A 25,113-nucleotide genomic window follows, 5' to 3' on the forward strand; every position below is an offset into this window, starting at 1 on the left:
CCGGCGGAGATTGTCGGTGCCCTGACGGAGCGACTTTCAAGTGGAGCGCAGTCAGGGTATCGGCGATCTTCGCGGCCCGGAAGCGGGAGAGGGCAGGCGCCGGTATTCGGGGATGTGGAGGTGAAGTGTTATCGCTGCGACGCGATGGTGGCCGAGCGTGACCCAACCACACCCCCAACGTTTCACGTGAAACACGCCGACCGATTTGTCGATGGTTGTGCTCGGGCGTTGACCCGGCGGAGATTGTCGGTGCCCTGACGGAGCGACTTTCAAGTGGAGCGCAGTCAGGGTATCGGCGATCTTCGCGGCCCGGAAGCGGGAGAGGGCAGGCGCCGGTATTCGGGGATGTGGAGGTGAAGTGTTATCGCTGCGACGCGATGGTGGCCGAGCGTGACCCAACCACACCCCCAACGTTTCACGTGAAACACGCCGACCGATTTGTCGATGGTTGTGCTCGGGCGTTGACCCGGCGGAGATTGTCGGTGCCCTGACGGAGCGACTTTCAAGTGGAGCGCAGTCAGGGTATCGGCGATCTTCGCGGCCCGGACGCGGGAGAGGGCAGGCGCCGGTATTTGGGGGCGTGGTGGTGAAGTGCTATCGCTGCGACGCAATGGTAGCCGAGCGTGACTCACCCACTCCCGACGTTTCACGTGAAACAGTCCCTAAAACCGTAGTTTTCCACACATGTTCCACGTGAAACACCGTGGCAGTTACAAATGATGCGCCGCAATACCGCTATAATTCCGCAATTACCGAATCCAGAGAGTTTGCCGCACGCGGCAAAATTGCGATGCTTTATCCAACCGAGTTCGACGTGATAGTGGTGGGTGGCGGCCATGCCGGCACCGAGGCCGCGCTCGCCTCGGCCCGCATGGGCTGTAAAACACTTCTACTCACCCACAACATCGAGACGCTCGGCCAGATGAGCTGCAATCCCTCCATCGGTGGGATCGGCAAAGGCCATCTTGTCAAAGAGGTCGATGCTCTGGGCGGCGCCATGGCGGCTGCGACCGATGAAGGCGGGATTCAGTTTCGTATTCTGAATTCGTCCAAGGGGCCGGCCGTCCGCGCCACCCGCGCGCAGGCCGATCGCCTTCTCTACAAGCAAGCCATCCGCCACCGGCTGGAAAATCAACCCAATCTCTGGTTGTTCCAACAAGCCGTTGACGATCTTATCGTCGAGGGCGAGCGAGTTGTTGGCGCTATCACTCAGATCGGGTTGCGCTTCCGCGCTCGCGCCGTGGTGCTGACAGCGGGCACCTTCCTCGATGGCAAGATCCACGTTGGATTGAACAACTACGTGGGCGGTCGCGCCGGAGATCCGGCTGCGCTCAGCTTGTCGGCACGCCTCAAAGAGTTGAAGTTGCCGCAAGGCCGGTTGAAGACCGGTACACCACCACGTATCGACGGTCGCTCCATCGACTTCTCCGTTCTTGAAGAGCAGCCCGGTGACCTCGACCCGGTACCCGTATTCTCGTTCCTCGGCCGCCCGGAACAACATCCGCGCCAAGTGCCGTGCTGGGTCACACATACCAACGAGCACACCCACGATATCATCCGCGCCGGGCTCGACCGGTCGCCAATGTACACCGGCGTTATCGAAGGGGTGGGTCCGCGCTATTGTCCGTCCATTGAAGACAAGATCCACCGCTTCGCCGACAAGACGTCGCACCAGATCTATCTCGAACCCGAAGGCCTCACCACCAACGAGTTCTATCCGAACGGCATCTCCACCAGCTTGCCCTTCGACGTGCAACTGGAGCTCGTCCGCTCAATGAAAGGCATGGAGAATGCCTACATCCTGCGGCCGGGCTATGCCATCGAATACGATTACTTCGATCCGCGTGGACTGCGTAGCTCGCTCGAAACCCGCGTGATCTCCGGTCTGTTCTTTGCAGGCCAGATCAATGGCACGACAGGCTACGAAGAAGCCGCCGCTCAGGGGCTGCTCGCCGGCATCAATGCCGCACTGCAGGTGCAGGGGCGCGATGCCTGGTGTCCGCGGCGCGATCAAGCGTACCTCGGCGTGCTGGTTGATGATCTGATTACACGTGGCGTCTCAGAGCCGTATCGAATGTTCACCAGCCGGGCCGAGTATCGCCTATCGCTGCGTGAAGATAATGCCGACATGCGCCTGACGGAAATCGGCCGCGAACTCGGTGTGGTCGATGATATTCGCTGGGAAGCATTCTGCCGAAAACGCGATGCTGTTTCACGTGAAACAGAACGTCTCAAATCCACGTGGGTGAATCCGAAAACCTTCCCGGCCGAAGATTCCGTGCCGTTGCTTGGCAAGGCCATCGATCACGAATACTCGCTGGCCGATCTGCTACGTCGCCCGGAAGTCGGGTACCACGCATTGATGACCGTGCAGGGAGGGCGTCTCGCGCCCGAAGGGCAGTTGTCCGACGATCCACTGCAGGCCAACCTGATTCGCGAACAGATCGAAATCGCAGTCAAGTATCAGGGCTACATCGATCGTCAGGCTGATGAAATCGGACGCAAGGAAGCCAACGAGAATACCGTGCTGCCCGCCAGCATCGATTACAACGATGTCAGGGGCCTGTCGATCGAAGTCCGTCAAAAGCTCAATGCGCAGCGGCCGGAGACACTGGGGCAGGCATCGCGTATCTCCGGTGTGACGCCCGCCGCGATCTCATTGCTGATGATCCACCTCAAGAAGGGACTCGGACGCCGCCGCGTGTCGGAGGACACCACTGCCGATGCCGCTGCCGCCGATAACGGCGACCAGCACGCAGCCTGACGCGGAGACCTCATGACTGATCCGCGCAGGACTGCCGCCAGCGGCGGCAATGAGTTGAGCACGCTATTGGCCGACGGTATCCGGCAACTGGGCCTGTCTATCAGCGACGAACAACAGGCTCGTCTACTCGATTTTCAGGCACTGCTGGCTAAGTGGAACGCCTCGTTGCAGATGACCTCGATCCGCGATCCGCAGCAGATGGTCATCAAGCACCTGCTCGATTCCCTCTCGATACTGCCACGTCTCGATCGTGAGCCAATTTCACGCGTGCTTGATGTGGGCTCAGGTGGCGGATTGCCCGGCGTGGTGCTCGCCATGGTTCGTCCCGACTGGCAGGTGACAGTCAACGACATCGTTCACAAGAAGACGGCGTTCCTCACGCAAGCCCGCGCGACGTTCAAGCTCACCAACCTGACCGTTGTGACCGGCCGGGTCGAGTCGCTCGTCGTCGGTAAAGAAGTGCTCGCACCGTTCGATGCCATCGTCTCGCGCGCTTTCGCAGAACTGTCCGATTTCGTTACGCTGGCTCACAATCTGCTCGCCCCAGGCGGCAGCTTCTGGGCCATGAAAGGGGTGGCCGCCGAGAGCGAGCTTGCGCTGCCGGCCGGCTATGAGCTGGTCGAACGCCTGCCGTTGAACGTACCGTTTCTCGATGCCGAGCGTCACCTGCTCCGTGTGAAGGTGACGGCATGAGTGCCATCACCCGCTGGATAGGGGCCGCCATGGTCGGTTTGTCGGTGGTGGCTGCCGTTGCCTGGGCGCAGTCCGGGCAGGAATCGCTGACGACCCGCGTGCGCCCGGTGCCGAAAATCGACAAGGCGCGATATGTCGGCACCTGGTACGAAATAGCACGCTACCCGAATTTCTTCGAGCGAAAATGTGTGTCGGACGTGACCGCAGATTACGTGGCTCGGGCGGACGGCAGGATCGAAGTCACGAACAAGTGCCGTAAAGAAGACGGTACCTGGGTCAGCGACACCGGTTTGGCTCGCACCGACGGGCAAGGCACCGGCACGGCGCGCTTCAAAGTCACCTTCGCGCCCGACTGGCTGCGCTGGATTCCCTGGCTTTGGGCGAACTACTGGGTTATCGTTCTCGACGGCGACTATCAGTTTGCCGCTGTCGGAGAGCCAAGCCGCGAGTACCTCTGGATCCTTTCGCGTACGCCGACGCTCGACGAAAATGCACTGAATCAAGTCCGTGCCCAGTTGCGCAAGCAGGGCTACGACACCGACAAACTGGTATTAACGCCCCAGAAGGCGAGCGTCCCCTGAGCACCGCGCCGGCGCATCTGACGCCGGTCAGTCAGCGCAAAAACTGAGCTTTGCTCAGAAAATCGAATTTGCGGGATGTGCCGGTTCACCGGCGGTACGGCGGGTTCGCCTGACCGGTGCAATCCCGGCATCATCTGCATCAATTGCATCAACACGGCAGCATTCGGAGGACTACATCGGCATGGCGAAAATTTTCTGCGTGGCCAATCAGAAGGGCGGCGTCGGTAAGACGACCACCACGGTGAACCTCGCTGCCGGACTGGCGTCGCACGGGCAGCGGGTCTTGTTGGTCGACCTCGATCCTCAGGGCAATGCGACGATGGGCAGCGGCATCGACAAGGCCGCACTCGAGTCGAGCGTGTACGAAGTGCTGGTCGACGGTGCCGATGTCACGACGAGTTGCCAGCGCTCGGAGTCGGGGAGTTACGACGTGTTGCCCGCCAATCGCGAACTGGCCGGAGCAGACGTGGAACTCGTCTCGCTCGAGAACCGCGACACGCGACTCAAGCAAGCGCTTGCCAAGGTCGACGATGCCTACGATTTCGTCCTCATCGATTGCCCGCCGACGCTCTCGCTGTTGACCCTCAATGGGTTGTGCGCGGCGCATGGCGTCATCATTCCGATGCAGTGCGAATATTTCGCGCTGGAAGGGCTGTCGGATCTCGTCAACACGATCAAGCAGGTGCACGCGAATCTGAACCGCGACCTGAAGGTGATAGGGCTGTTGCGCGTGATGTTCGATCCGCGCATCACGCTGCAGCAACAAGTCTCGGAGCAGCTCAAGGAGCACTTCGGGGACAAGGTTTTCAACGCGATCATTCCGCGCAATGTGCGACTCGCCGAAGCGCCGAGCTACGGCATGCCAGGTGTCGTTTTCGATCCCGCGTCGCGCGGAGCGAAGGCGTATCTCCAATTCGGCGCGGAAATGATCGCGCGCATTCAAACTATGTAAGGCGCAATCGCGCAGGAACGCATTGTCATGGCGACCAAGACCAACGCACTGAAAAAAAAGGGCCTGGGCCGCGGCCTCGAAGCGCTGCTCGGCGCGCACGCCGATAACCATAACGGCGCGGCCGAAGCCGGTGCCGACGGCGCGCCGTCGGTCATGTCGCTCGAGCGTATTCAGGCCGGTAAGTATCAACCGCGCACGCGCATGGATGAAGGGGCATTGCAGGAACTCGCAGCGAGCATTCGCGCGCAGGGCCTCATGCAGCCGATTCTGGTGCGTCGTGTCGATAGTGAGAAGTACGAAATTATTGCGGGCGAACGACGCTTCCGTGCCGCACGCATCGCCGGGCTGGCCGAAGTGCCGGTGCTCGTGCGCGACGTCTCCGATGAAGCCGCCGCCGCAATGGCGCTTATCGAGAACATTCAGCGCGAAGACCTGAATCCGCTCGAAGAGGCGCAAGGCATTCAACGTCTTCTCGGCGAATTCAACTACACGCACGAACAAGCTGCCGAGTCGCTCGGCCGATCGCGCAGTGCCGTGTCGAACCTGTTGCGTCTGCTCAATCTCGCGCAGCCGGTGCAGACCATGCTGCTGGCGGGCGATCTCGACATGGGGCACGCTCGCGCGCTGCTCGCCGTCGACGCCGCCACGCAGATCACGCTCGCCAATCAAGTGGTGAACAAGCGCCTGTCGGTGCGCGATACCGAGCGGATCGTCAACGCGTCGCTGAAACCGCAAGGTGATGGCATTCGCCGTCGCTCGGCAGAGGAGGGCGGTCGCGACGTCACGCGTCTCGAAGACGAGCTGTCGGATCTGCTCGCGTCGAACGTCAAGATCAAGGTTGGGCGGAAAGGGGCCGGACAACTCACGATCGATTTCGGCAGTCTCGATGCGCTCGACGGTATCCTCGCACGCATTCGCGCCGAATAATTTTGGCCTACCGATTAACTTTTCCGTGAACGAACCCGCCGGTGAACCGGTAGGTAAGGCAAAGCCAACGGTGCCGCGGGCGCCGGACGACTCCCTCGCGGCGGCACCGTCGCGGGGCGCCGTAACGACGCACGCCTTGCACACCTTGCGCATCTTGCGCGCGACGTACGAGCGTGTGCGCAGCGACTGGGTGCTGGTCATTCTGCTCGCCGGATTCGTCATCCTGCAGGTGTTTCGTCCCGCGAGCGTCGGCGAATTGTTCGCGCGTATCGATCGGCAAACGATCCTCACGCTTGCGGGATTGTTGATGCTCACGCGCGCCATCGACCAGAGCGGCTTTCTCGATTGGCTGGCGCAACGACTGCTGCGGGCGTTTCGCACGGAGCGGCGCCTCGCGTTGCTGATGGTGACGTTTGCCGCCGCACTGTCCACGCTGCTTACCAACGACGTCGCCCTCTTTGCCGTCGTGCCGCTCGCGCAGTCGCTCGCCCGGATTGCCCCCGTGAGGATCGAGCGACTCATCATCTTCCTCGCGCTGGCGGTCAACGCCGGTTCGAGTCTCACGCCGTTCGGCAATCCGCAAAACCTCTTTCTGTGGCAACAGAGCGGCATGAGCTTCGGCGCGTACGTTGTCATGATGACGCCGCTCACGCTCGCCCTCATGGCTGTACTGCTGGCGATGTGCGCGGCCGCGTTCGATTCGCGCGCGCTGCATTTTCAACAGCGCGGCCCGAGGCACGACATGCGCTGGACGCTGCTGTGGGTCGCCCTGACGCTGTTCGTCGCGTTCGTCGTACTCGCAGACCACGGGTATGCCGCCTGGGCCTGTGCTGGCGTGGCAGCGGTGCTGCTGGTGGCACGCCGCAATGCGGTGTTCGGCATCGACTGGCTGCTGCTTGCGATTTTCGTGCTGATGTTCGTCGTGCTACGGGGTGTGGCCGGGCTGCCCGAAGTGCGCGCCACTTTGGGGCATGTGGACTTCTCCGGGACGGCAATGGCCTATGCGGGCGCTGCGGTGCTGTCGCAATTCATCAGCAACGTGCCAGCGGCGATTCTGCTCGCCGAATACAGCCACAACTGGCCGGCGCTCGCGCATGGCGTGGCTGTCGGCGGGTTCGGCCTGGCGATCGGTTCGCTGGCCAACCTGATCGCGTTGCGCATGGCGAAATCGGGAAAAGTCTGGTGGCATTTCCATTGGCTTTCCCTCCCGTTCTTTTTTGTCGCACTTTTCCTCGGGTCCATCGCCCTGAAATGGGTATGATCACGCACCAAACCCCGCGAAGGTGCAGCGATTGCGCAGCGTTCGCCAGGAATGCCGCGTCGCACTATGCGTAAAATGGTGCTCCATGAAAGTTGGCGCCAAATCGAAGCATGCACTGCACAATTTCGGCGAATTTGTTGCGCGTTTCGATTGACTGGGGTTCGTAATGTCCCGTAAAATCTCGCGGATTTATCTGCTTGAAGAGCCCATTCGTTTTGCACGAGTCGGGCGGGGAGGCAACGAGATGACCGAAGATAAACGGTCGAACTTGGAACCGAAACCGCAAGCGCCGGCACGCGCAACATCAGAGGATTGGGACGACGAGCAGGAGCAAGAGACAATCGTTCCGCTCACGCGTGCGCAGGCCGAGCGCCTGTTCGGTCCCGATGTGGGACGCGCATCCCGTGTGACTCCATTCAGGGTGGTGGGAGCCCAGGTACTGCTGTCGCTGGTAGCGACATTGGCCTGGTGGTTTCTCTCGGCATCGCCACGAGATGCGGCGGTGTCAGCCTGGCTGGGCGGAATGATCGGTTGGATACCGGGCGCGTTGTTTGCGTTGCGGCTAAGGATGTCAGGTGATCGCCTCTCCGTCGGTTCGCTGGTGATGGGAGAAGCGGTCAAGGTAGTCACGACGATTGCGTTGTTGGTGGCGGTAGCGTTCGGTTATCCAGGAATTCACTGGGTCGCGTTCCTCGTCACCTTCGTACTGACGCTGAAAGCCTATTGGCTGGCGATGGTACTGAAGTAGCGGTGAGAATGCCGCTCACGTGTCGACGCGCTACCGTGTGCGGATTTTCATAATTGGGTGTTTGATCGCTATGTCAGTAGAAGCCGGCCACGCTCCGAACCCGTCGGAGTACATTTCGCACCACCTGCAAAATCTCGCGAGTTCGACGCAGACTAGCATTGTCGATTTTTCGATCATCAACTGGGACACCATGTTCTGGTCGATCGCGATGGGCGTTCTGGGCTGCTTCGTGCTGTGGATGGCCGCCCGCAAAGCCACGTCGGGCGTGCCGGGCCGCTTCCAGGCTGCGGTCGAAATGCTCGTCGAGATGGTGGAAGACCAGTCGAAGAGCATCGTGCACGGCAATCGTGCTTTCATCGCTCCCCTCGCGTTGACCGTGTTTGTCTGGGTCGCGCTCATGAACTCGCTGGACTTGCTGCCCGTCGATCTGCCCTCGAAGGTGATCGAATGGGTGGGTCTGGGTTCGATCATCACGCACCATCGCATTGTGCCGACGGCCGATCTGAACGGCACGCTCGGTATTGCCGTCGGCGTGCTCATCCTGATGCTGTTCTACAGCTTCAAGATCAAGGGCGCGGGCGGTTTCATGCACGAGTTGTTCACCGCACCGTTCGGTAACCACTTCCTGCTGTGGATTCCGAACCTGCTGCTCAACCTCATTGAATTCTGTGCCAAGACCGTGTCGCTCGGTATGCGACTGTTCGGCAATATGTACGCCGGCGAACTGGTGTTCCTGCTGATCGCTCTGCTGGGCGGTATCTGGAGCTTTGGCGCAGATGCGTCGGTGCTGGGTTTTGTCGGTCACGTCATTGCCGGCACCGCATGGGCGATTTTCCACATCCTGATCGTGTTGCTCCAGGCGTTCATCATGATGATGCTTACGCTCGTGTATATCGGTCAGGCGCATGACCATCACTGATCGGTCGTTGCGGGTCGTTAAGGGTTTCCCGGTTTTTCAGTTTTTCAAATTCAAAGTTTCAAGTCTCTAACCAAAAGGAGTAATCATGCAAGCTTTCATCGCCAACATCCAGGGTCTGACCGCCATCGGTATCGGCATCATCATCGGTCTGGGTGCTATCGGCGCCTGTCTGGGTATCGCGCTGATGGGCGGTAAGTACATCGAAGCGTGCGCCCGTCAGCCCGAGCTGATGAACCCGCTGCAAACGAAGATGTTCCTGCTGGCCGGCCTGATCGACGCGGCATTCCTGATCGGCGTGGGCGTTGCCATGCTGTTCGCGTTCGCGAACCCGCTGCTGTCGAAGCTCGCTTAAGTTTCTTTCGGCCGGTCGCGCACTGATCCGCGCGGCCAACTGGACATGAACGGCGCGCCCAAGCCAGCAGGCACAATGGGGCGCGCTGTTTTGCCAATCGACTCGCATCACCGAAAGGAAACACCGTGAACATCAACGCAACTCTGTTCGCGCAAACCGTCGTGTTTCTGATCCTGGCATGGTTCACGATGAAGTTCGTGTGGCCGCCGCTGATCAAGGCTATCGACGAACGCGCGAAAAAAATCGCTGACGGTCTGGCTGCTGCCGATAAGGGCAAGGCTGAACTCGATGCCGCCAACAAGCGCTCCACGCAAGCCCTCGCGGAAGCCCGCGACGAAGGCGCGAAGCGTATTGCCGACGCCGAGAAGCGCGCACTGGCTGTGGCCGACGAGATCAAGGCCCAGGCGCAAGCCGAAGCCGCCCGTATCATCGCCAACGCAAAAGCCGAAGCCGAGAACCAGGCCGTCAAGGTCCGTGAATCGCTGCGCGAAGACGTTGCCGGTCTGGCTGTCAAGGGCGCCGAGCAGATCCTGAAGCGTGAAGTTGACGCCAAGGCCCACGCCGACCTGCTGAACCAACTCAAGGCAGAGCTCTGATCATGGCCGAACTCGCAACCATCGCTCGTCCGTATGCCGAGGCGTTGTTCCGCGTGGCGAAGTCCGGCGACCTGAATCGCTGGTCGGAGCTGGTGCGCGAACTGGCGCAAGTGGCAGCGCTGCCCGAAGTGGCCAATCTGGCCGACGATCCGAAAGTCACGCCGGCGCAAGTCGTCGACGTGCTGACCGCAGCCGTGAAATCGACCGACGCCGAAGTGCGCAACTTCGTCGCCGCTGTGGTCGAAAACGGCCGTCTGGCCGCTGTGCCGGAAATCGCCGTGCAGTTCGAAGCGTTGAAGAACGCTGCCGCCGGTTCGGCGGACGCCACGATCGAAAGCGCCTTCCCGCTCGAAGGTGAGCAACTGACCTCGCTGGTCAAGGGCCTCGAGCACAAGTTCGGCTGCAAGCTCAACCCGAGCGTGACGGTAGACCCGTCGCTGATCGGTGGCGTGCGTGTGGTGGTTGGCGACGAGGTGCTGGACACTTCGGTGCGCGCCCGCCTGGCGGCTATGCGGACGTCGCTGACGGCCTGAGCCCGGCGCGATACGCCTGCGACGGCAAGAATTGAATATCAGGAGCACATATGCAACTCAATCCCTCTGAAATCAGCGAACTGATCAAGAGCCGGATTCAAGGTCTCGAGAGCGGCGCCGAAGTCCGTAACGAAGGCACCGTGATTTCGGTGACCGACGGTATCTGCCGTATCCATGGCCTGTCGGACGTGATGCAGGGCGAAATGCTGGAATTCCCGGGCAATACGTTCGGTCTGGCACTGAACCTCGAGCGCGACTCCGTCGGCGCCGTGATTCTGGGCGAATACGAGCACATCTCGGAAGGCGACACCGTCAAGTGCACGGGCCGCATTCTGGAAGTGCCGGTCGGTCCGGAACTGAAGGGCCGCGTCGTTGACGCGCTGGGCGTGCCGATCGACGGCAAGGGCCCGATCAATGCCAAGCAAACCGACGCCATCGAAAAGATCGCCCCGGGCGTGATTTGGCGTAAGTCGGTGTCGCAGCCGCTGCAAACCGGTACGAAGGCTATCGACGCCATGGTGCCGATCGGCCGCGGCCAGCGTGAGCTGATCATTGGTGACCGTCAGACGGGTAAGACCGCTGTGGCCATCGACACGATCATCTCGCAAAAGGGCAAGGGTGTGACCTGCGTCTACGTCGCCATCGGTCAGAAGGCTTCGTCGATCATGAACGTGGTGCGCAAGCTCGAAGAGCACGGCGCGATGGAATACACGATCATCGTGGCCGCCACCGCTTCGGACTCGGCCGCCATGCAGTTCATCGCACCGTACGCCGGCTGCACGATGGGCGAATTCTTCCGCGACCGCGGCGAAGACGCGCTGATCATTTATGACGATTTGACCAAGCAAGCCTGGGCCTACCGTCAGATCTCGCTGCTGCTGCGCCGCCCGCCGGGCCGCGAAGCGTATCCGGGTGACGTGTTCTATCTGCACTCGCGTCTGCTCGAGCGTGCGGCTCGCGTCTCGGAAGAGTACGTCGAGAAGTTCACCAACGGCGCTGTGAAGGGTCAAAGCGGTTCGCTGACGGCACTGCCGATCATTGAAACGCAAGCCGGTGACGTGACTGCCTTCGTTCCGACGAACGTGATCTCGATTACCGACGGCCAGATCTTCCTGGAAACCGACTTGTTCAACGCAGGTATCCGTCCGGCAATCAACGCCGGTATCTCGGTGTCGCGCGTTGGCGGTGCAGCACAGACGAAGGTCATCAAGAAGCTGTCGGGCGGTATTCGTACCGACCTCGCGCAGTATCGTGAGCTGGCTGCGTTCGCGCAGTTCGCCTCGGACCTGGACGAAGCCACCCGCAAGCAGCTCGAGCGCGGCCGCCGCGTGACGGAACTGCTCAAGCAGCCGCAGTACCAGCCGCTGCAAGTGTGGGAACTGGCTGTGTCGCTGTTCGCCGCCAACAACGGCTATCTGGATGACCTCGAAATCGCTCAGGTGCTGCCGTTCGAAAAGGGTCTGCGCGAAGTTCTGAAGACCAGCCACGGTGCGCTCATCGGCCGTATCGAAGAGACCAAAGATCTCTCGAAGGACGACGAAGCCGCCCTGCACGCTGCGATCAAGGACTTCAAGAAGACCGGCGCTTACTAATCCGGTTGAATCGGTAACTATTCAACGGACCCGGGAAGGCGCGATGTTCAGGCAACAGCGGACGTCGCGCCGAGACAAGGAGTAAGCAATGGCTGGAATGAAGGAAATTCGCGGCAAGATCAAGAGCGTGCAAAACACGCGCAAGATCACCAAGGCCATGGAAATGGTGGCCGCGTCGAAGATGCGCAAGGCGCAGGAACGCATGCGTCATGCCCGGCCGTACGCTGACAAGGTGCGCCAGATCGCCGCGCACATGGGCCAGGCGAATCCGGAATACCACCACCCGTTCATGGTGAAGCATGCCGACGCGAAAGCTGCCGGCATCATCGTGGTGACGACGGACAAGGGCCTGTGCGGCGGCTTGAACACCAACGTGCTGCGTGCCGTGGTGAACAAGATGAAGGCTATCGAAGCGCAAGGGCTGAAGATCGAAGCCACCGCCATTGGCGGCAAGGGCTTCGGTTTCCTGAACCGTATCGGCGCGAAGGTGGTTTCGCATGTCGTGCAACTGGGCGACACCCCGCATCTGGACAAGCTGATCGGTGCCGTGAAGCTGCAACTCGACGCGTATGCCGAAGGCAAGCTCGACGCCGTGTACCTGGCGTACAACCGCTTCGTCAACACGATGAAGCAGGAAGCTGTGGTCGAACAACTGCTGCCGCTGCCCGAGAAGCTCGAGGGCGCGTCGGAAGACGCGAGCGCAGTGCCGGCACGGCATTCGTGGGACTACATCTACGAACCGGATGCGAAGACGGTCGTCGATGCCCTGCTGGTGCGTTACGTCGAAGCTGTCGTGTATCAGGCAGTCGCTGAGAACATGGCGTCGGAACAGTCCGCCCGTATGGTGGCCATGAAGGCCGCATCGGACAACGCGAAGACCGTGATCGGTGAATTGCAGATGGTCTACAACAAGGGCCGTCAAGCAGCGATTACGAAGGAACTGTCCGAAATCGTGGGTGGCGCCGCCGCAGTGTAAGCGGTGGCACGGGCCGATGCGCCGTCAGGCGAAATGAATTTGAGTATCTAAAGGAAAAGCGATGAGTACTGCTTTGATTGAAGGCAAAATCGTACAGTGCATCGGCGCCGTTATCGACGTGGAATTCCCGCGCGAAAGCATGCCGAAGATCTACGATGCGCTCACCATGGAAGGTTCGGAACTGACGCTCGAAGTCCAGCAACAGCTGGGCGATGGCGTGGTGCGTACCATCTGTCTGGGTTCCTCCGAAGGCCTGCGCCGCGGTATGACGGTGCAAAACACCGGTCTGCCGATCACGGTGCCGGTCGGCAAGCCGACGCTGGGTCGCATCATGGACGTGCTTGGCCGTCCGATCGACGAAGCCGGTCCGATCGCACAGGATCACACCCGTTCGATTCACCAGAAGGCCCCGGCATTCGACGAGCTGTCGCCGTCGACGGAACTGCTCGAAACCGGCATCAAGGTTATCGATCTGATCTGCCCGTTCGCCAAGGGCGGCAAGGTGGGTCTGTTCGGTGGCGCCGGTGTGGGCAAGACCGTGAACATGATGGAACTCATCAATAACATCGCCAAGGAACACGGCGGTTATTCGGTGTTTGCCGGCGTGGGCGAGCGTACCCGTGAAGGGAACGACTTCTACCACGAAATGAAGGACTCGAACGTTCTGGACAAGGTCGCGCTGGTGTACGGCCAGATGAACGAGCCGCCGGGCAACCGTCTGCGCGTGGCGCTGACCGGTCTGACGATGGCAGAGCACTTCCGTGACGAAGGTCGCGACGTGCTGTTCTTCGTGGACAACATCTACCGTTTCACGCTGGCCGGTACCGAAGTGTCGGCACTGCTCGGCCGTATGCCGTCGGCCGTGGGCTATCAGCCGACGCTGGCTGAAGAAATGGGTAAGCTGCAAGAGCGTATTACGTCGACCAAGACTGGCTCGATCACGTCGGTGCAAGCCGTGTACGTGCCTGCCGATGACTTGACCGACCCGTCGCCGGCCACCACCTTCGGTCACTTGGACGCCACCGTCGTTCTGTCGCGTGACATCGCCTCGCTGGGTATCTACCCGGCCGTCGATCCGCTCGACTCGACCTCGCGTCAGATCGACCCGAACGTGATTGGCGAAGAGCACTATACGGTGACCCGTCGCGTGCAATCGACGCTGCAGCGTTACAAGGAACTGCGCGACATCATCGCGATTCTGGGGATGGACGAACTGTCGCCGGACGACAAGCTCGCCGTGGCCCGTGCGCGTAAGATTCAGCGTTTCCTGTCGCAGCCGTTCCACGTGGCCGAAGTGTTCACGGGCTCGCCGGGCAAGTACGTTCCGCTCAAGGAAACGATCCGCGGCTTCAAGATGATCGTCGACGGCGAGTGTGACCACCTGCCGGAACAGGCGTTCTACATGGTTGGCACGATCGACGAAGCGTTCGAAAAAGCCAAGAAGATGCAGTAAACGGTTGAGTGCCGGGCGACGGCGGGGTGTCGTAAGAGAGACCCCACCGCACGCCGGCAGGTGACTGTTGCGGGGCGGGGTAGCGAAGCGAGGGCGGCAACGTCCGGACTAGCGCGCCTGCCGCTTCATCACACTCAACGGGAGCGATTATGGCAACCATTCACGTAGACGTCGTCAGCGCGGAAGAGCAGATCTTCTCGGGTAAGGCGCGCTTTGTGGCGCTGCCCGGCGAAGCCGGCGAGCTGGGCATTTTGCCCGGCCACACGCCGCTGATCACGCGTATCAAGCCGGGCGCGGTGCGCATCGAGGACGAGGCAGGTAACGAGGACTTCGTCTTCGTGGCCGGCGGCATTCTCGAAGTGCAACCGGGCACGGTCACCGTGCTCGCCGACACCGCCATTCGCGGCAAGGATCTGGACGAGGCGAAGGCTGCCGAAGCCAAGCGCCGCGCGGAAGAAGCGCTGACGAACAAGGATTCGAACATCGAGTATGCGACTGCCCAGGCCGAACTGGCCGAAGCCATCGCTCAACTCGCTGCGATCCAGAAGTTCCGCAAGATGAAGTAAATCGGCAGGGCGGTTGCGACGGCGTTTTCACCGCCGGCGTAGCCCGCAATGCCCGCCGTCACACAGCGGCGTGCGTCACCACGTACGTTGCCGTATAACGGCAGGAAGCCCCACGCATGCAAGTGCGCGGGGCTTTTGTTTTGCCTGGTGAATTCGATCGCCGATCGCCGTCGATGCGCAAGGCACGCCAGACTCAGGGCCATCCCCACTCGTTCCGTCACTCGAATTACGTTAACGTAAACGTCAAGTCGGCGTGACGCACTATTGTGATGAAGAGAAGCCCGCCGTCGTTCGATGCAACGACAGGCGAGCCATTCACTCGCAAGCGCCACGCGACAGCATTTCGCCACTTCAGCATTGCTTCAGGAGACACAAGCATGGAAAGCCGGGAAGGTGCGGGCGTTGTACCTCGTAACGGACTGTCGTATGTGAAAGGCGATACCACCGTACCGCTTTCGACGTTGACGGTGTTCGGTTTGCTTGCCGAGACGGCGGCGAAGTTTCCGGAGCGCCAGGCCGTGGTGTTTCGGGAGCAGGGCGTGGACTGGACGTGGCGCGAATTCATCGCACACGTCGATACCTTTGCCACCGGACTGATGTCGTTGGGGCTGAAGAAGGGCGATCGCGTAGGTATCTGGTCGCCGAACCGCGTCGAATGGCTGGTCACGCAGTTTGCGACCGCGCGCGTCGGCCTGATTCTCGTGAACATCAATCCGGCTTATCGGCTCGCCGAACTGGAATACGCGATCAACAAGGTGGGGTGCAAGGCACTTGTGGCTGCGGAGTCTTTCAAGACGTCGCGCTACCTCGACATGCTCAACGTGCTCGCGCCGGAGCTGGCAACGTGCACCCCCGGCCAACTGAAGTCGGAAAAGCTGCCGACGTTGCGAACGGTCATCCGCATGGGCATGGAGACCACGCCCGGCATGATGAATTACGGCGACGTGGTGGCGCTCGGCGCGGACACCGATCTCGTCAAACTGCGCGCGATGTCCGACTCGCTCGATTGTTTCGACGCCATCAATATCCAGTTCACGAGCGGCACGACGGGCAACCCGAAGGGCGCTACGCTCACGCACCACAACATCGTCAACAACGGCCGCTATATCGCCATGGCGATGCGCTTCTCCGAGCACGACAGTCTGTGCATTCCCGTGCCGTTCTATCACTGCTTCGGCATGGTGCTGGCGGTACTTGCCTGCGTGTCGACGGGTGCGACGATGGTGTTCCCGGGCGAGGCGTTCGACCCGAAGGCCACGATGGCTGCCGTGTCGGAAGAGCGCTGTACGGCGCTTCACGGCGTGCCGACGATGTTCATCGCGCAACTCGATCACCCGGCGTTCGGCTACTACCACTTCGATTCTCTGCGTACGGGGATCATGGCGGGCTCGCCGTGCCCCATCGAAACGATGAAACGCGTCATCAACGAAATGCACATGAGCGAAGTGACGATCGCTTACGGCATGACGGAGACGAGCCCGGTGTCGTTCCAGACCACGACGACCGACCCGCTGCAAAAACGCGTGACAACCGTGGGGCGCGTGCAGCCGCACCTCGAAGTGAAGCTCGTGGATGCTGCCGGAGAGATCGTGCCGGTGGGTGAGAAAGGCGAACTTTGCACGAAGGGCTACTCGGTGATGCTGGGCTATTGGGACGACGAGCCTCGCACGCGCGAAGCGATCCGCGATGGCTGGATGCACACGGGCGATCTCGCCACGCTCGACGAAGACGGCTACTGCAATATTGTCGGCCGGGTAAAGGACATGCTCATTCGTGGCGGAGAGAACATCTACCCCCGCGAGATCGAGGAATTCCTGTTCCGTCACCCCAAGGTGCAGGCTGTGCAGGTGTTCGGTGTGCCGGACGCGAAGTACGGCGAGGAAGTCTGTGCGTGGATCATTCTCAAGCCGGGTCAGAGTGCGACGGAAGACGATATCCGCGCCTTCTGCAAGGACCAGATCGCGCACTACAAGATTCCGCGCTACATCCGCTTCGTCGACGAGATGCCGATGACGGTCACGGGCAAGGTGCAGAAATTCATCATGCGCGAACAGATGGTCGAAACACTCGGGTTGTCCGAAGCGAAGACGGCTTGAGCGAGGCAGGGCGCAGGACCAGGCTCGCCCGGAGGGGGCGAGCCCTGCTTATTTTTTGAGCGGGACCGGGATCAATGCCGTATGATTCGGGGTTACCCTTGGTCTGCGCCATGCCTGCCCACACATTTCGCACCGTTTTCGTTCTTGGCATTCTGTCGGCCATCGGCTCGCTGTCGATCGACATGTATTTGCCTGCGTTGCCGAGTATCGCTCGCGAACTGAACACCACAGATGCGGCCGCGCAATTCTCGCTGGCATCGTTCTTCATCGGCCTGGGGCTTGGTCAGTTGCTGCATGGGCCGCTCGCCGACCGCTACGGCCGCAAGCGTCCACTGTATGCCGGTCTCGCGCTCTACACGCTGGCATCGGCCGGCTGCGCGCTGGCGAGCAATATCGAGACGCTGATCGTCTGCCGTTTCATTCAGGCGGTGGGCGGCTGCGCGTGCTTCGTGATCGCACGCGCCATGGCGCGCGATCTGTTCGACACGAGCACGGTGGCGCGCGTGCTGTCGCGCATGACGCTCATCATGGGGGCCGCACCGATCCTCGCGCCGCTCATCGGCGGGCAGGTGCTGATGTTTGTCGGCTGGCGCTGGATCTTCTGGGGGCTGACGGCGTTCGGCGCGATGTGCTTCGCGATGTCCGTCTACTGGCTGCCGGAGACGCGCGCGGCGGCAAAGCAGGCCCGCAACTGGCTCATGACCGCCTGGCACAACTACGGCGCGCTTGTGCGTGACCGCGAGTTCATGGGCAATGCACTGGCGGGCGGCGTCGCGCAAGCCGGCATGTTTGCCTACATCACGGGCTCACCCTTCGTGTTCATCAATCTGTACGGTGTCGACCCGGCGAATTACGGTTGGCTGTTCGGACTGAACGCCTGTGGCATCATCGCCGGCTCGCAGATCAACGCGCATTTGCTGCGCAAACGCCGTCCGGCCGACGTGTTGCGTCGTACCAACAATCTCGTTGCGGTTCTCGGATTATTGATGCTTGCCGTGGCGGCGTTGCAACTGGGCGGACTGATCGGATTGATGGTGCTGCTCTTCGCTTATGTCACGAGTCTGGGCTTCTCTCAGCCGAACGCGGTGGCCGAAGCCTTGAACCGCCAGCATCAACGCGCGGGCGCCGCATCGGCCCTCCTGGGAGCATTGCAGTTCCTCGCTGCGGCGAGCGCGGGCGCGGCCGTCGGGCTGATGCACGCCCGCTCGGCGGTGCCGATGGCGGCCGTCATCGCCTTGTGTGGTGTCCTGTCGTGGTGTTTCCACACGGTGCTCATTCGCAGAGCGAAGGCGACACCCTCGGCCACCGGAACGGTGTGAGGCGTTTCGACACCGCATCGATGCACCGAAGCCGGAACCTGCGACGTTGCCGGGCGTCTGAAATTCGCAACATGCGGAAAGGCACGGTAAGCCGGCAAATGGGCGTGATCGGCAATTTCTCGGGAACCGACTGCCGAGCTTTCTTTCCAACACTGAAATCCGGCGCGCGACCGTGCATCTGTAACAGTTTGTAATTGCTCTGTTCCCGTGTCCGCACGATTGGCAAAGTACGATCCAACGCCTCCTTGCAAAGTCCTCCCCCAGTTTTTTTGCAAGGATCGCTAAAGTTCGGTGAAACCTCGCCGAAATACAGTCAAGTAGTAAAGCGCAGCTTCGTGACACTTTCATGAAACTGCCGTCCGTTAGGCACCGATCACTCTCCCCGAGTGCATCGTTGGGGCCGCTTGCGCCCCCGATGTAGGAAAAATTCCTACAAAAAACTTCCGCTTTTCTCATCACTCCACGTAGTTTTTCTCCGATTTCTTTATCGTTCGCCCTTCTCCACAATGCGGGGGAATAGACAGTAGTACCGCAAGATTCATCCATTGCGCCGGGGGGCCGCATGCGAAACAGCGAAACACTGAACGAGATTCGTGAGTTGAATCTTTCCTACCTTGTCCTGGCTCAGCGCCTGATCCGTGAGGATCGCGCCGCGGCGATGTTTCGCCTGGGTATCAGCGACCAGCTTGCCGACGTGCTCGGCAGTCTCACGCTGGCTCAACTCGTCAAGTTTGCGGGGTCGAACCAGCTTCTGTGCCGATTTCGATTCGACGACCACGTGATTCTTTCCACCCTTACACACGGTGCGAAAGACGTAGGTATGCAGCAGTCACACGCATCGATTCTGCTGGCGGGGCAACCCGTAGAGCAGATCGGCTGAGCGTACAACAACGCGACGCTCGCTGCGCCGTCCCGAGGGGGCGGCGTTTCGCGTGACTTGCCAGGAAGCCTGTAAATGCGTACCAAAAGCGTCGTTCTCGAGGCCCGTGAGATTCAACTGGCCATCGAACTGATCGAACTCGGCGCCCGCCTCCAGTTGCTGGAAGCGGAAACGAGCCTGAGCCGCGACCGTCTCATCAAGCTCTACAAGGAGCTTAAAGGGGCCTCGCCACCCAAGGGCATGCTGCCGTTCTCGACCGACTGGTTCGTGACGTGGCTGCCGAACATCCACTCGTCGCTTTTCCACAACATCTACCGTCATCTGGTTCAGCACGGCGGATGTCAGGGCATCGAAGCCATCGTCAAGGCGTACCGCCTGTACCTCGAGCATGTGGAATTGCATGGCTGGGAAGCCGTGCTCGGGTTTACACGTGCGTGGACGCTCGTTCGCTTCTTCGACAGCAAGATGTTGCAGATGACGCCGTGCACGCGCTGCGGCGGTCATTTCGTCACGCACGCGCACGAACCGCATGGCCAGTACGTTTGCGGGCTGTGCCAACCGCCGTCGCGTGCCGGTAAGACCCGGAAAGCGAAACACGCGCATGCCGCCGATCTGGCGCCGGCCGTGGCATCGCCCGCACCTGGCACGGATATTTCTCCGCTCGCCGCCTGATCAAGCCCACTTCACGAGGTCACACCCCCTACAGTTTCCCTGCGTGTCTGCCGTTAAGCCCTCTGAACAGGAAGGACATTTTTCCGTAGACGTATTTTTGCGAGAGGTATCCGGCAGTGCTTGTCGTCATTGGTTACATCATCGTTCTGGCATCGGTCTTTGGCGGCTTCGTCATTGGCGGGGGCCACTTGGGCGCGCTGTTTCAGCCGACCGAGCTGCTGATTATCGGTGGCGCGGGCGTCGGCTCGTTTGTGGTGGGCAACAACAGCAAGGCGATCAAGGCGACGATGAAAGCGCTGCCGATGCTGTTCAAGGGCTCGAAATACACCAAAGATCTGTACATGGAGCTGATGGCGCTTCTGTACGTGCTGCTCGCGAAGGCGCGCAAGGACGGCATGCTCGCCATCGAAGGGGACGTGGAAGACCCGGCAGCGAGCCCGGTGTTCTCGCAGTACCCGCGCATTCTCGGCGAGCCGCGCATCATGGAATTCCTCACCGACTATCTGCGCCTGATGGTCAGCGGCAACATGAACGCGTTCGAGATCGAGAACCTGATGGATCACGAAATCGAAACGTACCGTCATGAGGGCGAAGTCCCGGCGCACTGTCTGCAAAAGACGGGCGACGCCATGCCGGCCTTCGGTATCGTGGCTGCGGTGATGGGGGTGGTGCACACGATGGCGTCGGCCGACCAGCCGCCTGCCGTGCTGGGTGCGCTGATCGCCCAGGCGCTCGTGGGTACGTTCCTCGGCATTTTGCTGGCCTACGGCTTCATTTCGCCGCTGGCGCAACTCATCGAGCACCGCATCAACGAGTCGGTCAAGCTCTACGAGTGCATCAAGGTCACGCTGCTGGCCAGCCTGAACGGTTACGCGCCGGCGCTCTCGGTCGAATTCGGCCGCAAGGTGCTCTATTCCACAGTACGTCCGTCGTTCGCCGAGCTTGAAGAGCACGTGCGGCAGGTCAAATCACGTTGACGGGCGGCAGCAATGAGCGAGAAAGAAGAGCGGCCCATCATCATCAAACGCCGCAAAGCCGGCGGGCACGGCCATCATGGCGGCGCGTGGAAGATTGCCTACGCCGACTTCATGACGGCCATGATGGCGTTCTTCCTGCTGATGTGGCTGCTCAGCTCCGTGACCAGCAAGGAGTTGACGGGCATCGCCGAGTATTTCCGCACGCCGCTCAAAGTCGCGCTCACCGGCGGGCGTAACGCGGCGGACAACAACGGCGTAATTCCCGGTGGTGGCGCCGATACGACGCGCACCGACGGTCAGAAGTCGCGCGGCGATCAGGCCAAGTCGCGTCAGGCGACGACCACCGAGCTGGCCGAGCGTGCCGATGCGCAGCGTTTGCGCGAACTCAAGGCACGCCTCGAGAAGGCCATCGAAAATAACCCGACGCTCAAACAGTTCCGCAAACAGTTGCTCATCGATGTGACGACCGAAGGTCTGCGCATCCAGATCGTCGACGACCAGAACCGGCCGATGTTCGCCAACGCGAGCGCGCAGGTGCAGCCGTACATGCGCGACATCCTGCGCGAGATCGGCAAGTCGCTCAACGACGTGCCCAATCGCATCAGCCTCTCGGGGCATACCGACGCCACCGCCTATGCGCAGGGCGACAAGAGCTACAGCAACTGGGAGCTATCCGCCGATCGCGCAAACGCCTCGCGTCGCGAGCTGATTGCGGGCGGTCTCGACAGTGAGAAGGTGTTGCGCGTGGTGGGCCTGGCGTCGACGGTGCCGCTCGATCATGACGACGCGTACAACCCGATCAATCGCCGTATCAGCATCATCGTGCTCAACCGCCGCGCAGAGCAGTCGTTCAAGCACGAGGGCGACCAGCCGACCATCGATGCCGTAAACGCGCGCGGCGCAGGAAGCGAGGCGGTGAACGCCGTCATCAACGGTACCTTGCCTGCCGTGCCCACGCCGCCGGCGGCGCCTGGCACCGCAGCGCGATAACCGACAAGAGGAGACGCATGCACGCCCTTCGTAACACGATTCTCGCCGTCGACGATTCCGCGTCGATGCGTCAGATTCTGGCGGCAACGCTCGACGAAGCCGGCTACGCCGTGACGACCGCCCGCGACGGGCAGGAAGCTCTGGCGCTGGCGTCGAACACGACCTTCGATCTGGTGCTGACCGACCAGCACATGCCCGGCATGGATGGCTTGTCGCTCATTCGCGCACTGCGCGAACTCGACGCGTTTGCCCAGACACCCATTCTGGTGCTGACGACAGAAGTCGATGGTGCATACAAGACGGCAGCCCGCGAAGCGGGCGCCAGCGGCTGGCTGATCAAGCCGGTCGACCCCGAGGCATTGGTCGACGTAGTGGGCTCGCTCGTCGGCGAAGGCGCATGACGATGACGTTGATGGCACAACTAAGTTAGGACGAGGAAATCGGTGGATATCACCCAGTTCTACCAGACCTTTTTCGATGAAGCGGAAGAGTTGCTCGCAGAGATGGAGCACCTCCTGCTCGCGCTCGATATCAATGCGCCGGACAACGAGCAGCTCAACGCGATTTTCCGTGCGGCACATTCGATCAAGGGCGGCGCCGCTACGTTCGGCTTCACCGCGCTCACCGAGACCACTCACCTGCTGGAAAATCTGCTGGACCGCGCGCGTCGCGGCGAATTGCAGTTGCGCACCGAGATGGTCGATACCTTCCTGGAAACCAAAGACGTGTTGCATCAACAGTTGAATGCCTACCGCGCCTCCAGTGAACCCGATGCTGAGGCGATGACGCGCATTTGCGCAATTCTCCAGCAACTCGCCGCCGAAGAAGGCGGGGCCCCGGCCACCGCCGCACCGGTTTCGCCCGCAGCGGCGGCGCCGGCGAGCGCGCCCGCAGCATCCGGAGATGCCGGCGTAGCGGCAACCGACGCGAGCGGCGCACCCACGAGCGCGGTGCCGCCAGGCCAGACGCGTCTGAAAGTCACGCTCACCGGCGTGGGCGAAAAAGATCAGGCGTTGCTCGCGGAAGAACTGGGCAACCTCGGTCAGGTGGCCGGGCGTCAGTCGACCGGCGACGTGTTGCACCTGTGGCTCGACACCACTTGCGGAGCGGACGACATTCTCGCCGTGTGCTGCTTCGTGATCGAGCCGTCGCAGATCGACGTGCAGGATGCCTCTGCCGTCGCGGCCGCACCCGACGCACCGGCGCAAGCCCCTGTGGCGGCGCCGGTCCAGACGGCCGAGATTTTTGCGCAGGCACCGGCTGCCTCGGCGCCGATCGAAGTGCCTGCTGCGCCGGCACCCGCTGCGGCGCCTGCGGCCGAGCAAATCGTCGTGCCCGCTGCCCCGGTGGCCCAGGCGGGCTCGGGTGGCAACGGCGCCCATCACCCGCCGGAAAAGCGCGCGGCAGCCGCGCCGGCCGGTGCGGCTGCCGGACACGAGAACAGCTCGATTCGCGTGGGTGTCGAAAAGGTCGACCAGCTCATCAATCTCGTGGGTGAACTCGTGATTACGCAGGCGATGCTCGCGCAAACGGCGAGCAGCCTCGACCCGATGCTTCACGACCGTCTGTTCAACGGCATGGGCCAGCTCGAGCGCAACGCGCGCGACCTGCAAGAGGCCGTGATGTCCATCCGCATGATGCCGATGGATTACGTGTTCTCGCGTTTCCCGCGTCTCGTGCGCGATCTCGCCGGCAAGCTGGGCAAGCAAATCGAACTCGTCACGTTCGGTCAGGCGACCGAACTCGACAAGAGCCTGATCGAGCGCATCATCGATCCGCTCACGCACCTTGTGCGCAACAGTCTGGATCACGGTATCGAAACGTCGGAGGCGCGTCTGGCCTCGGGCAAGGACCCGGTCGGCCAACTGGTGCTGTCTGCCGCGCATCAGGGCGGCAACATCGTGATCGAAGTGAGCGACGACGGCGCGGGCCTGCGTCGTGAAAAGATTCTTGCCAAGGCACAGCAGCAGGGCATGAATGTGTCCGACTCGATGACGGACGAGGAAGTCTGGCAACTGATCTTCGCGCCAGGCTTCTCCACGGCTGAAGCGGTGACCGACGTGTCGGGCCGAGGCGTGGGCATGGACGTCGTCAAGCGAAACATCCAGCAGATGGGCGGCCACGTGGAGATTCTGTCCTCGCGCGGCAAGGGCACCACGATCCGCATCGTGTTGCCGCTCACGCTCGCGATTCTCGACGGCATGTCCGTCAAGGTCGGCCCCGAGATATTCATCCTGCCGCTGAACTTCGTGATGGAGTCGTTGCAACCGCGTCGCGACGACATTCGCGCCGTGACCGGCGAAGGTCAGGTCGTGCTGGTGCGCGGCGAGTACCTGCCGCTTGTCGAACTGTACCGCGCGTTCGACGTGCCGGAAGCGCGCCTCGACCCCACGCAGGGCATCATCGTGATCCTTCAGGCCGAAGGCCGTCGCTTCGCGTTGCTGGTGGACGAACTGGTCGGTCAGCAGCAGGTCGTGGTGAAGAACCTCGAAACCAATTACCGCCGTATTCACGGTATTTCCGCCGCCACCATCATGGGTGACGGCAGTGTGGCTTTGATCGTCGACGTGGCGGCGCTTCAGCGCGGCCAGCGCTCGGCAGTAGCCACCATCTTCAACTGAAGTCGGAGACGCGTTAGATGGACAACCTTTCGCAAGAGCATGCCGTGTCGCGCCAGGGCGGCGCCATGCAGACCGATGGCGACGGTCAGGAATTTCTGGTCTTCACACTCGGTGAAGAGGAATACGGCATCGACATTCTGAAGGTGCAGGAGATTCGCGGTTACGACGCGGTCACGCGCATCGCCAATGCGCCGGACTTCATCAAGGGCGTGATCAATCTGCGCGGCATCATCGTGCCGATCGTGGACATGCGCATCAAGTTCCGTCTGGGCCGCGTCGAGTACGACACGCAGACGGTCGTGATCATTCTGAACGTGGCGGGCCGCGTGGTCGGCATGGTGGTCGACGGCGTGTCGGACGTGCTCACGCTCGCACGCGGCGAAATCAAGCCGGCGCCCGAGTTCGGCGCGCAACTGGCGACCGAGTACATCACGGGTCTGGGCACGGTCGAAGGCCGCATGCTGATCCTGATGGACATCGAGAAGTTGATGACCAGCGACGATATGGCGCTCATCGAGCGGCTGGCGAGCTAAGCACCGGTAGCAGGCGCGCAAAGCAAGACACATAGCACGGACGTGAACGGCGGGCCGAGACACCCGCAACATCACCTCACAAACCATAACCCACTCACCCAGTCCACGGAGA

General features: G+C 61.5%; 24 protein-coding genes. All 24 read left to right on the forward strand.

Features of this window, described 5'->3' with window-relative positions; genetic code table 11:
* Positions 1-790 precede the first annotated feature (790 nt).
* Positions 791-2,764: a tRNA uridine-5-carboxymethylaminomethyl(34) synthesis enzyme MnmG gene (mnmG, locus tag C266_RS22100; protein ID WP_010807770.1), complete on the forward strand. Its 1,974-nt coding sequence runs from the start codon at positions 791-793 to the stop codon at positions 2,762-2,764.
* A 12-nt stretch (positions 2,765-2,776) separates the two neighbouring features.
* Positions 2,777-3,457, forward strand: coding sequence for a 16S rRNA (guanine(527)-N(7))-methyltransferase RsmG (rsmG, locus tag C266_RS22105; RefSeq protein ID WP_010807769.1), 681 nt, complete (start codon positions 2,777-2,779; stop codon positions 3,455-3,457).
* Entirely contained in the window at positions 3,454-4,038 is a 585-nt protein-coding gene (locus C266_RS22110) for a lipocalin family protein (RefSeq protein WP_036664098.1), read from the forward strand. Before rsmG ends, C266_RS22110 begins: the two co-directional genes overlap by 4 nt.
* Positions 4,039-4,219: 181 nt before the next feature.
* A complete protein-coding gene (locus tag C266_RS22115; protein WP_010807767.1) occupies positions 4,220-4,990 on the forward strand; it encodes a ParA family protein in 771 nt (256 codons plus the stop codon).
* Positions 4,991-5,017: 27 nt separating this feature from the next.
* The gene (locus C266_RS22120; RefSeq protein ID WP_010807766.1) at positions 5,018-5,917 is read left to right on the forward strand and encodes a ParB/RepB/Spo0J family partition protein; all 900 of its coding nucleotides are present in this window, start codon (positions 5,018-5,020) and stop codon (positions 5,915-5,917) included.
* 145 nt (positions 5,918-6,062) lie between these two features.
* Positions 6,063-7,178, forward strand: coding sequence for an SLC13 family permease (locus C266_RS22125; protein ID WP_036664134.1), 1,116 nt, complete (start codon positions 6,063-6,065; stop codon positions 7,176-7,178).
* 244 nt (positions 7,179-7,422) lie between these two features.
* Positions 7,423-7,926, forward strand: coding sequence for an ATP synthase subunit I (locus C266_RS22130; protein ID WP_010807764.1), 504 nt, complete (start codon positions 7,423-7,425; stop codon positions 7,924-7,926).
* 70 nt (positions 7,927-7,996) lie between these two features.
* A complete protein-coding gene (gene atpB, locus C266_RS22135; RefSeq protein WP_010807763.1) occupies positions 7,997-8,845 on the forward strand; it encodes a F0F1 ATP synthase subunit A in 849 nt (282 codons plus the stop codon).
* 85 nt (positions 8,846-8,930) lie between these two features.
* A complete protein-coding gene (gene atpE / locus C266_RS22140; RefSeq protein WP_010807762.1) occupies positions 8,931-9,197 on the forward strand; it encodes a F0F1 ATP synthase subunit C in 267 nt (88 codons plus the stop codon).
* Between the two features lie 125 nt (positions 9,198-9,322).
* The gene (locus C266_RS22145) at positions 9,323-9,793 is read left to right on the forward strand and encodes a F0F1 ATP synthase subunit B (RefSeq protein ID WP_010807761.1); all 471 of its coding nucleotides are present in this window, start codon (positions 9,323-9,325) and stop codon (positions 9,791-9,793) included.
* Between the two features lie 2 nt (positions 9,794-9,795).
* Positions 9,796-10,326, forward strand: a complete 531-nt coding sequence (locus C266_RS22150) for a F0F1 ATP synthase subunit delta (RefSeq protein ID WP_010807760.1) — start codon at positions 9,796-9,798, stop codon at positions 10,324-10,326.
* Positions 10,327-10,376: 50 nt separating this feature from the next.
* Positions 10,377-11,918 (forward strand): F0F1 ATP synthase subunit alpha, encoded by a 1,542-nt coding sequence (gene atpA / locus C266_RS22155; protein ID WP_010807759.1) that lies wholly within the window; start codon positions 10,377-10,379, stop codon positions 11,916-11,918.
* A gap of 88 nt (positions 11,919-12,006) precedes the next feature.
* Entirely contained in the window at positions 12,007-12,894 is an 888-nt protein-coding gene (atpG, locus tag C266_RS22160; protein ID WP_010807758.1) for a F0F1 ATP synthase subunit gamma, read from the forward strand.
* A gap of 61 nt (positions 12,895-12,955) precedes the next feature.
* Positions 12,956-14,347, forward strand: a complete 1,392-nt coding sequence (gene atpD / locus C266_RS22165) for a F0F1 ATP synthase subunit beta (protein ID WP_010807757.1) — start codon at positions 12,956-12,958, stop codon at positions 14,345-14,347.
* 149 nt (positions 14,348-14,496) lie between these two features.
* Positions 14,497-14,913, forward strand: a complete 417-nt coding sequence (locus tag C266_RS22170) for a F0F1 ATP synthase subunit epsilon (RefSeq protein ID WP_010807756.1) — start codon at positions 14,497-14,499, stop codon at positions 14,911-14,913.
* A 377-nt stretch (positions 14,914-15,290) separates the two neighbouring features.
* Positions 15,291-17,009 carry an AMP-binding protein gene (locus C266_RS22175; RefSeq protein WP_010807755.1) on the forward strand — a complete coding sequence of 573 codons (1,719 nt, stop codon included), beginning with the start codon at positions 15,291-15,293 and terminating at the stop codon, positions 17,007-17,009.
* A 110-nt stretch (positions 17,010-17,119) separates the two neighbouring features.
* On the forward strand, positions 17,120-18,328 hold the full coding sequence (locus tag C266_RS22180) for a Bcr/CflA family multidrug efflux MFS transporter (RefSeq protein WP_036664103.1): 1,209 nt from the start codon (positions 17,120-17,122) through the stop codon (positions 18,326-18,328).
* 562 nt (positions 18,329-18,890) lie between these two features.
* On the forward strand, positions 18,891-19,208 hold the full coding sequence (flhD, locus tag C266_RS22185; protein ID WP_010807753.1) for a flagellar transcriptional regulator FlhD: 318 nt from the start codon (positions 18,891-18,893) through the stop codon (positions 19,206-19,208).
* Between the two features lie 75 nt (positions 19,209-19,283).
* Positions 19,284-19,880 (forward strand): flagellar transcriptional regulator FlhC, encoded by a 597-nt coding sequence (gene flhC / locus C266_RS22190; protein WP_010807752.1) that lies wholly within the window; start codon positions 19,284-19,286, stop codon positions 19,878-19,880.
* Between the two features lie 116 nt (positions 19,881-19,996).
* The gene (motA, locus tag C266_RS22195) at positions 19,997-20,857 is read left to right on the forward strand and encodes a flagellar motor stator protein MotA (protein ID WP_010807751.1); all 861 of its coding nucleotides are present in this window, start codon (positions 19,997-19,999) and stop codon (positions 20,855-20,857) included.
* Positions 20,858-20,869: 12 nt separating this feature from the next.
* On the forward strand, positions 20,870-21,847 hold the full coding sequence (gene motB / locus C266_RS22200; RefSeq protein ID WP_010807750.1) for a flagellar motor protein MotB: 978 nt from the start codon (positions 20,870-20,872) through the stop codon (positions 21,845-21,847).
* A 17-nt stretch (positions 21,848-21,864) separates the two neighbouring features.
* Complete coding sequence (locus tag C266_RS22205; RefSeq protein WP_010807749.1) at positions 21,865-22,248, forward strand: response regulator; 384 nt, start codon at positions 21,865-21,867, stop codon at positions 22,246-22,248.
* A 42-nt stretch (positions 22,249-22,290) separates the two neighbouring features.
* The gene (cheA, locus tag C266_RS22210; protein WP_010807748.1) at positions 22,291-24,468 is read left to right on the forward strand and encodes a chemotaxis protein CheA; all 2,178 of its coding nucleotides are present in this window, start codon (positions 22,291-22,293) and stop codon (positions 24,466-24,468) included.
* Between the two features lie 17 nt (positions 24,469-24,485).
* Positions 24,486-25,001, forward strand: a complete 516-nt coding sequence (locus C266_RS22215; protein ID WP_010807747.1) for a chemotaxis protein CheW — start codon at positions 24,486-24,488, stop codon at positions 24,999-25,001.
* Positions 25,002-25,113: the final 112 nt, after the last annotated feature.

The organism is Pandoraea sp. SD6-2 (assembly GCF_000389825.1).
In the GTDB taxonomy this organism is placed as follows: domain Bacteria; phylum Pseudomonadota; class Gammaproteobacteria; order Burkholderiales; family Burkholderiaceae; genus Pandoraea; species Pandoraea communis.

What these genes read in the sequence shown, in the direction of transcription:
- mnmG (WP_010807770.1), top strand. Translation starts at nt 791, where the DNA reads ATGCTTTATCCAACCGAGTTCGACGTGATAGTGGTGGGTGGCGGCCAT.
- rsmG (WP_010807769.1), top strand. Translation starts at nt 2,777, where the DNA reads ATGACTGATCCGCGCAGGACTGCCGCCAGCGGCGGCAATGAGTTGAGC.
- C266_RS22110 (WP_036664098.1), top strand. Translation starts at nt 3,454, where the DNA reads ATGAGTGCCATCACCCGCTGGATAGGGGCCGCCATGGTCGGTTTGTCG.
- C266_RS22115 (WP_010807767.1), top strand. Translation starts at nt 4,220, where the DNA reads ATGGCGAAAATTTTCTGCGTGGCCAATCAGAAGGGCGGCGTCGGTAAG.
- C266_RS22120 (WP_010807766.1), top strand. Translation starts at nt 5,018, where the DNA reads ATGGCGACCAAGACCAACGCACTGAAAAAAAAGGGCCTGGGCCGCGGC.
- C266_RS22130 (WP_010807764.1), top strand. Translation starts at nt 7,423, where the DNA reads ATGACCGAAGATAAACGGTCGAACTTGGAACCGAAACCGCAAGCGCCG.
- atpB (WP_010807763.1), top strand. Translation starts at nt 7,997, where the DNA reads ATGTCAGTAGAAGCCGGCCACGCTCCGAACCCGTCGGAGTACATTTCG.
- atpE (WP_010807762.1), top strand. Translation starts at nt 8,931, where the DNA reads ATGCAAGCTTTCATCGCCAACATCCAGGGTCTGACCGCCATCGGTATC.
- C266_RS22150 (WP_010807760.1), top strand. Translation starts at nt 9,796, where the DNA reads ATGGCCGAACTCGCAACCATCGCTCGTCCGTATGCCGAGGCGTTGTTC.
- atpA (WP_010807759.1), top strand. Translation starts at nt 10,377, where the DNA reads ATGCAACTCAATCCCTCTGAAATCAGCGAACTGATCAAGAGCCGGATT.
- atpG (WP_010807758.1), top strand. Translation starts at nt 12,007, where the DNA reads ATGGCTGGAATGAAGGAAATTCGCGGCAAGATCAAGAGCGTGCAAAAC.
- atpD (WP_010807757.1), top strand. Translation starts at nt 12,956, where the DNA reads ATGAGTACTGCTTTGATTGAAGGCAAAATCGTACAGTGCATCGGCGCC.
- C266_RS22170 (WP_010807756.1), top strand. Translation starts at nt 14,497, where the DNA reads ATGGCAACCATTCACGTAGACGTCGTCAGCGCGGAAGAGCAGATCTTC.
- C266_RS22175 (WP_010807755.1), top strand. Translation starts at nt 15,291, where the DNA reads ATGGAAAGCCGGGAAGGTGCGGGCGTTGTACCTCGTAACGGACTGTCG.
- C266_RS22180 (WP_036664103.1), top strand. Translation starts at nt 17,120, where the DNA reads ATGCCTGCCCACACATTTCGCACCGTTTTCGTTCTTGGCATTCTGTCG.
- flhD (WP_010807753.1), top strand. Translation starts at nt 18,891, where the DNA reads ATGCGAAACAGCGAAACACTGAACGAGATTCGTGAGTTGAATCTTTCC.
- flhC (WP_010807752.1), top strand. Translation starts at nt 19,284, where the DNA reads ATGCGTACCAAAAGCGTCGTTCTCGAGGCCCGTGAGATTCAACTGGCC.
- motB (WP_010807750.1), top strand. Translation starts at nt 20,870, where the DNA reads ATGAGCGAGAAAGAAGAGCGGCCCATCATCATCAAACGCCGCAAAGCC.
- C266_RS22205 (WP_010807749.1), top strand. Translation starts at nt 21,865, where the DNA reads ATGCACGCCCTTCGTAACACGATTCTCGCCGTCGACGATTCCGCGTCG.
- C266_RS22215 (WP_010807747.1), top strand. Translation starts at nt 24,486, where the DNA reads ATGGACAACCTTTCGCAAGAGCATGCCGTGTCGCGCCAGGGCGGCGCC.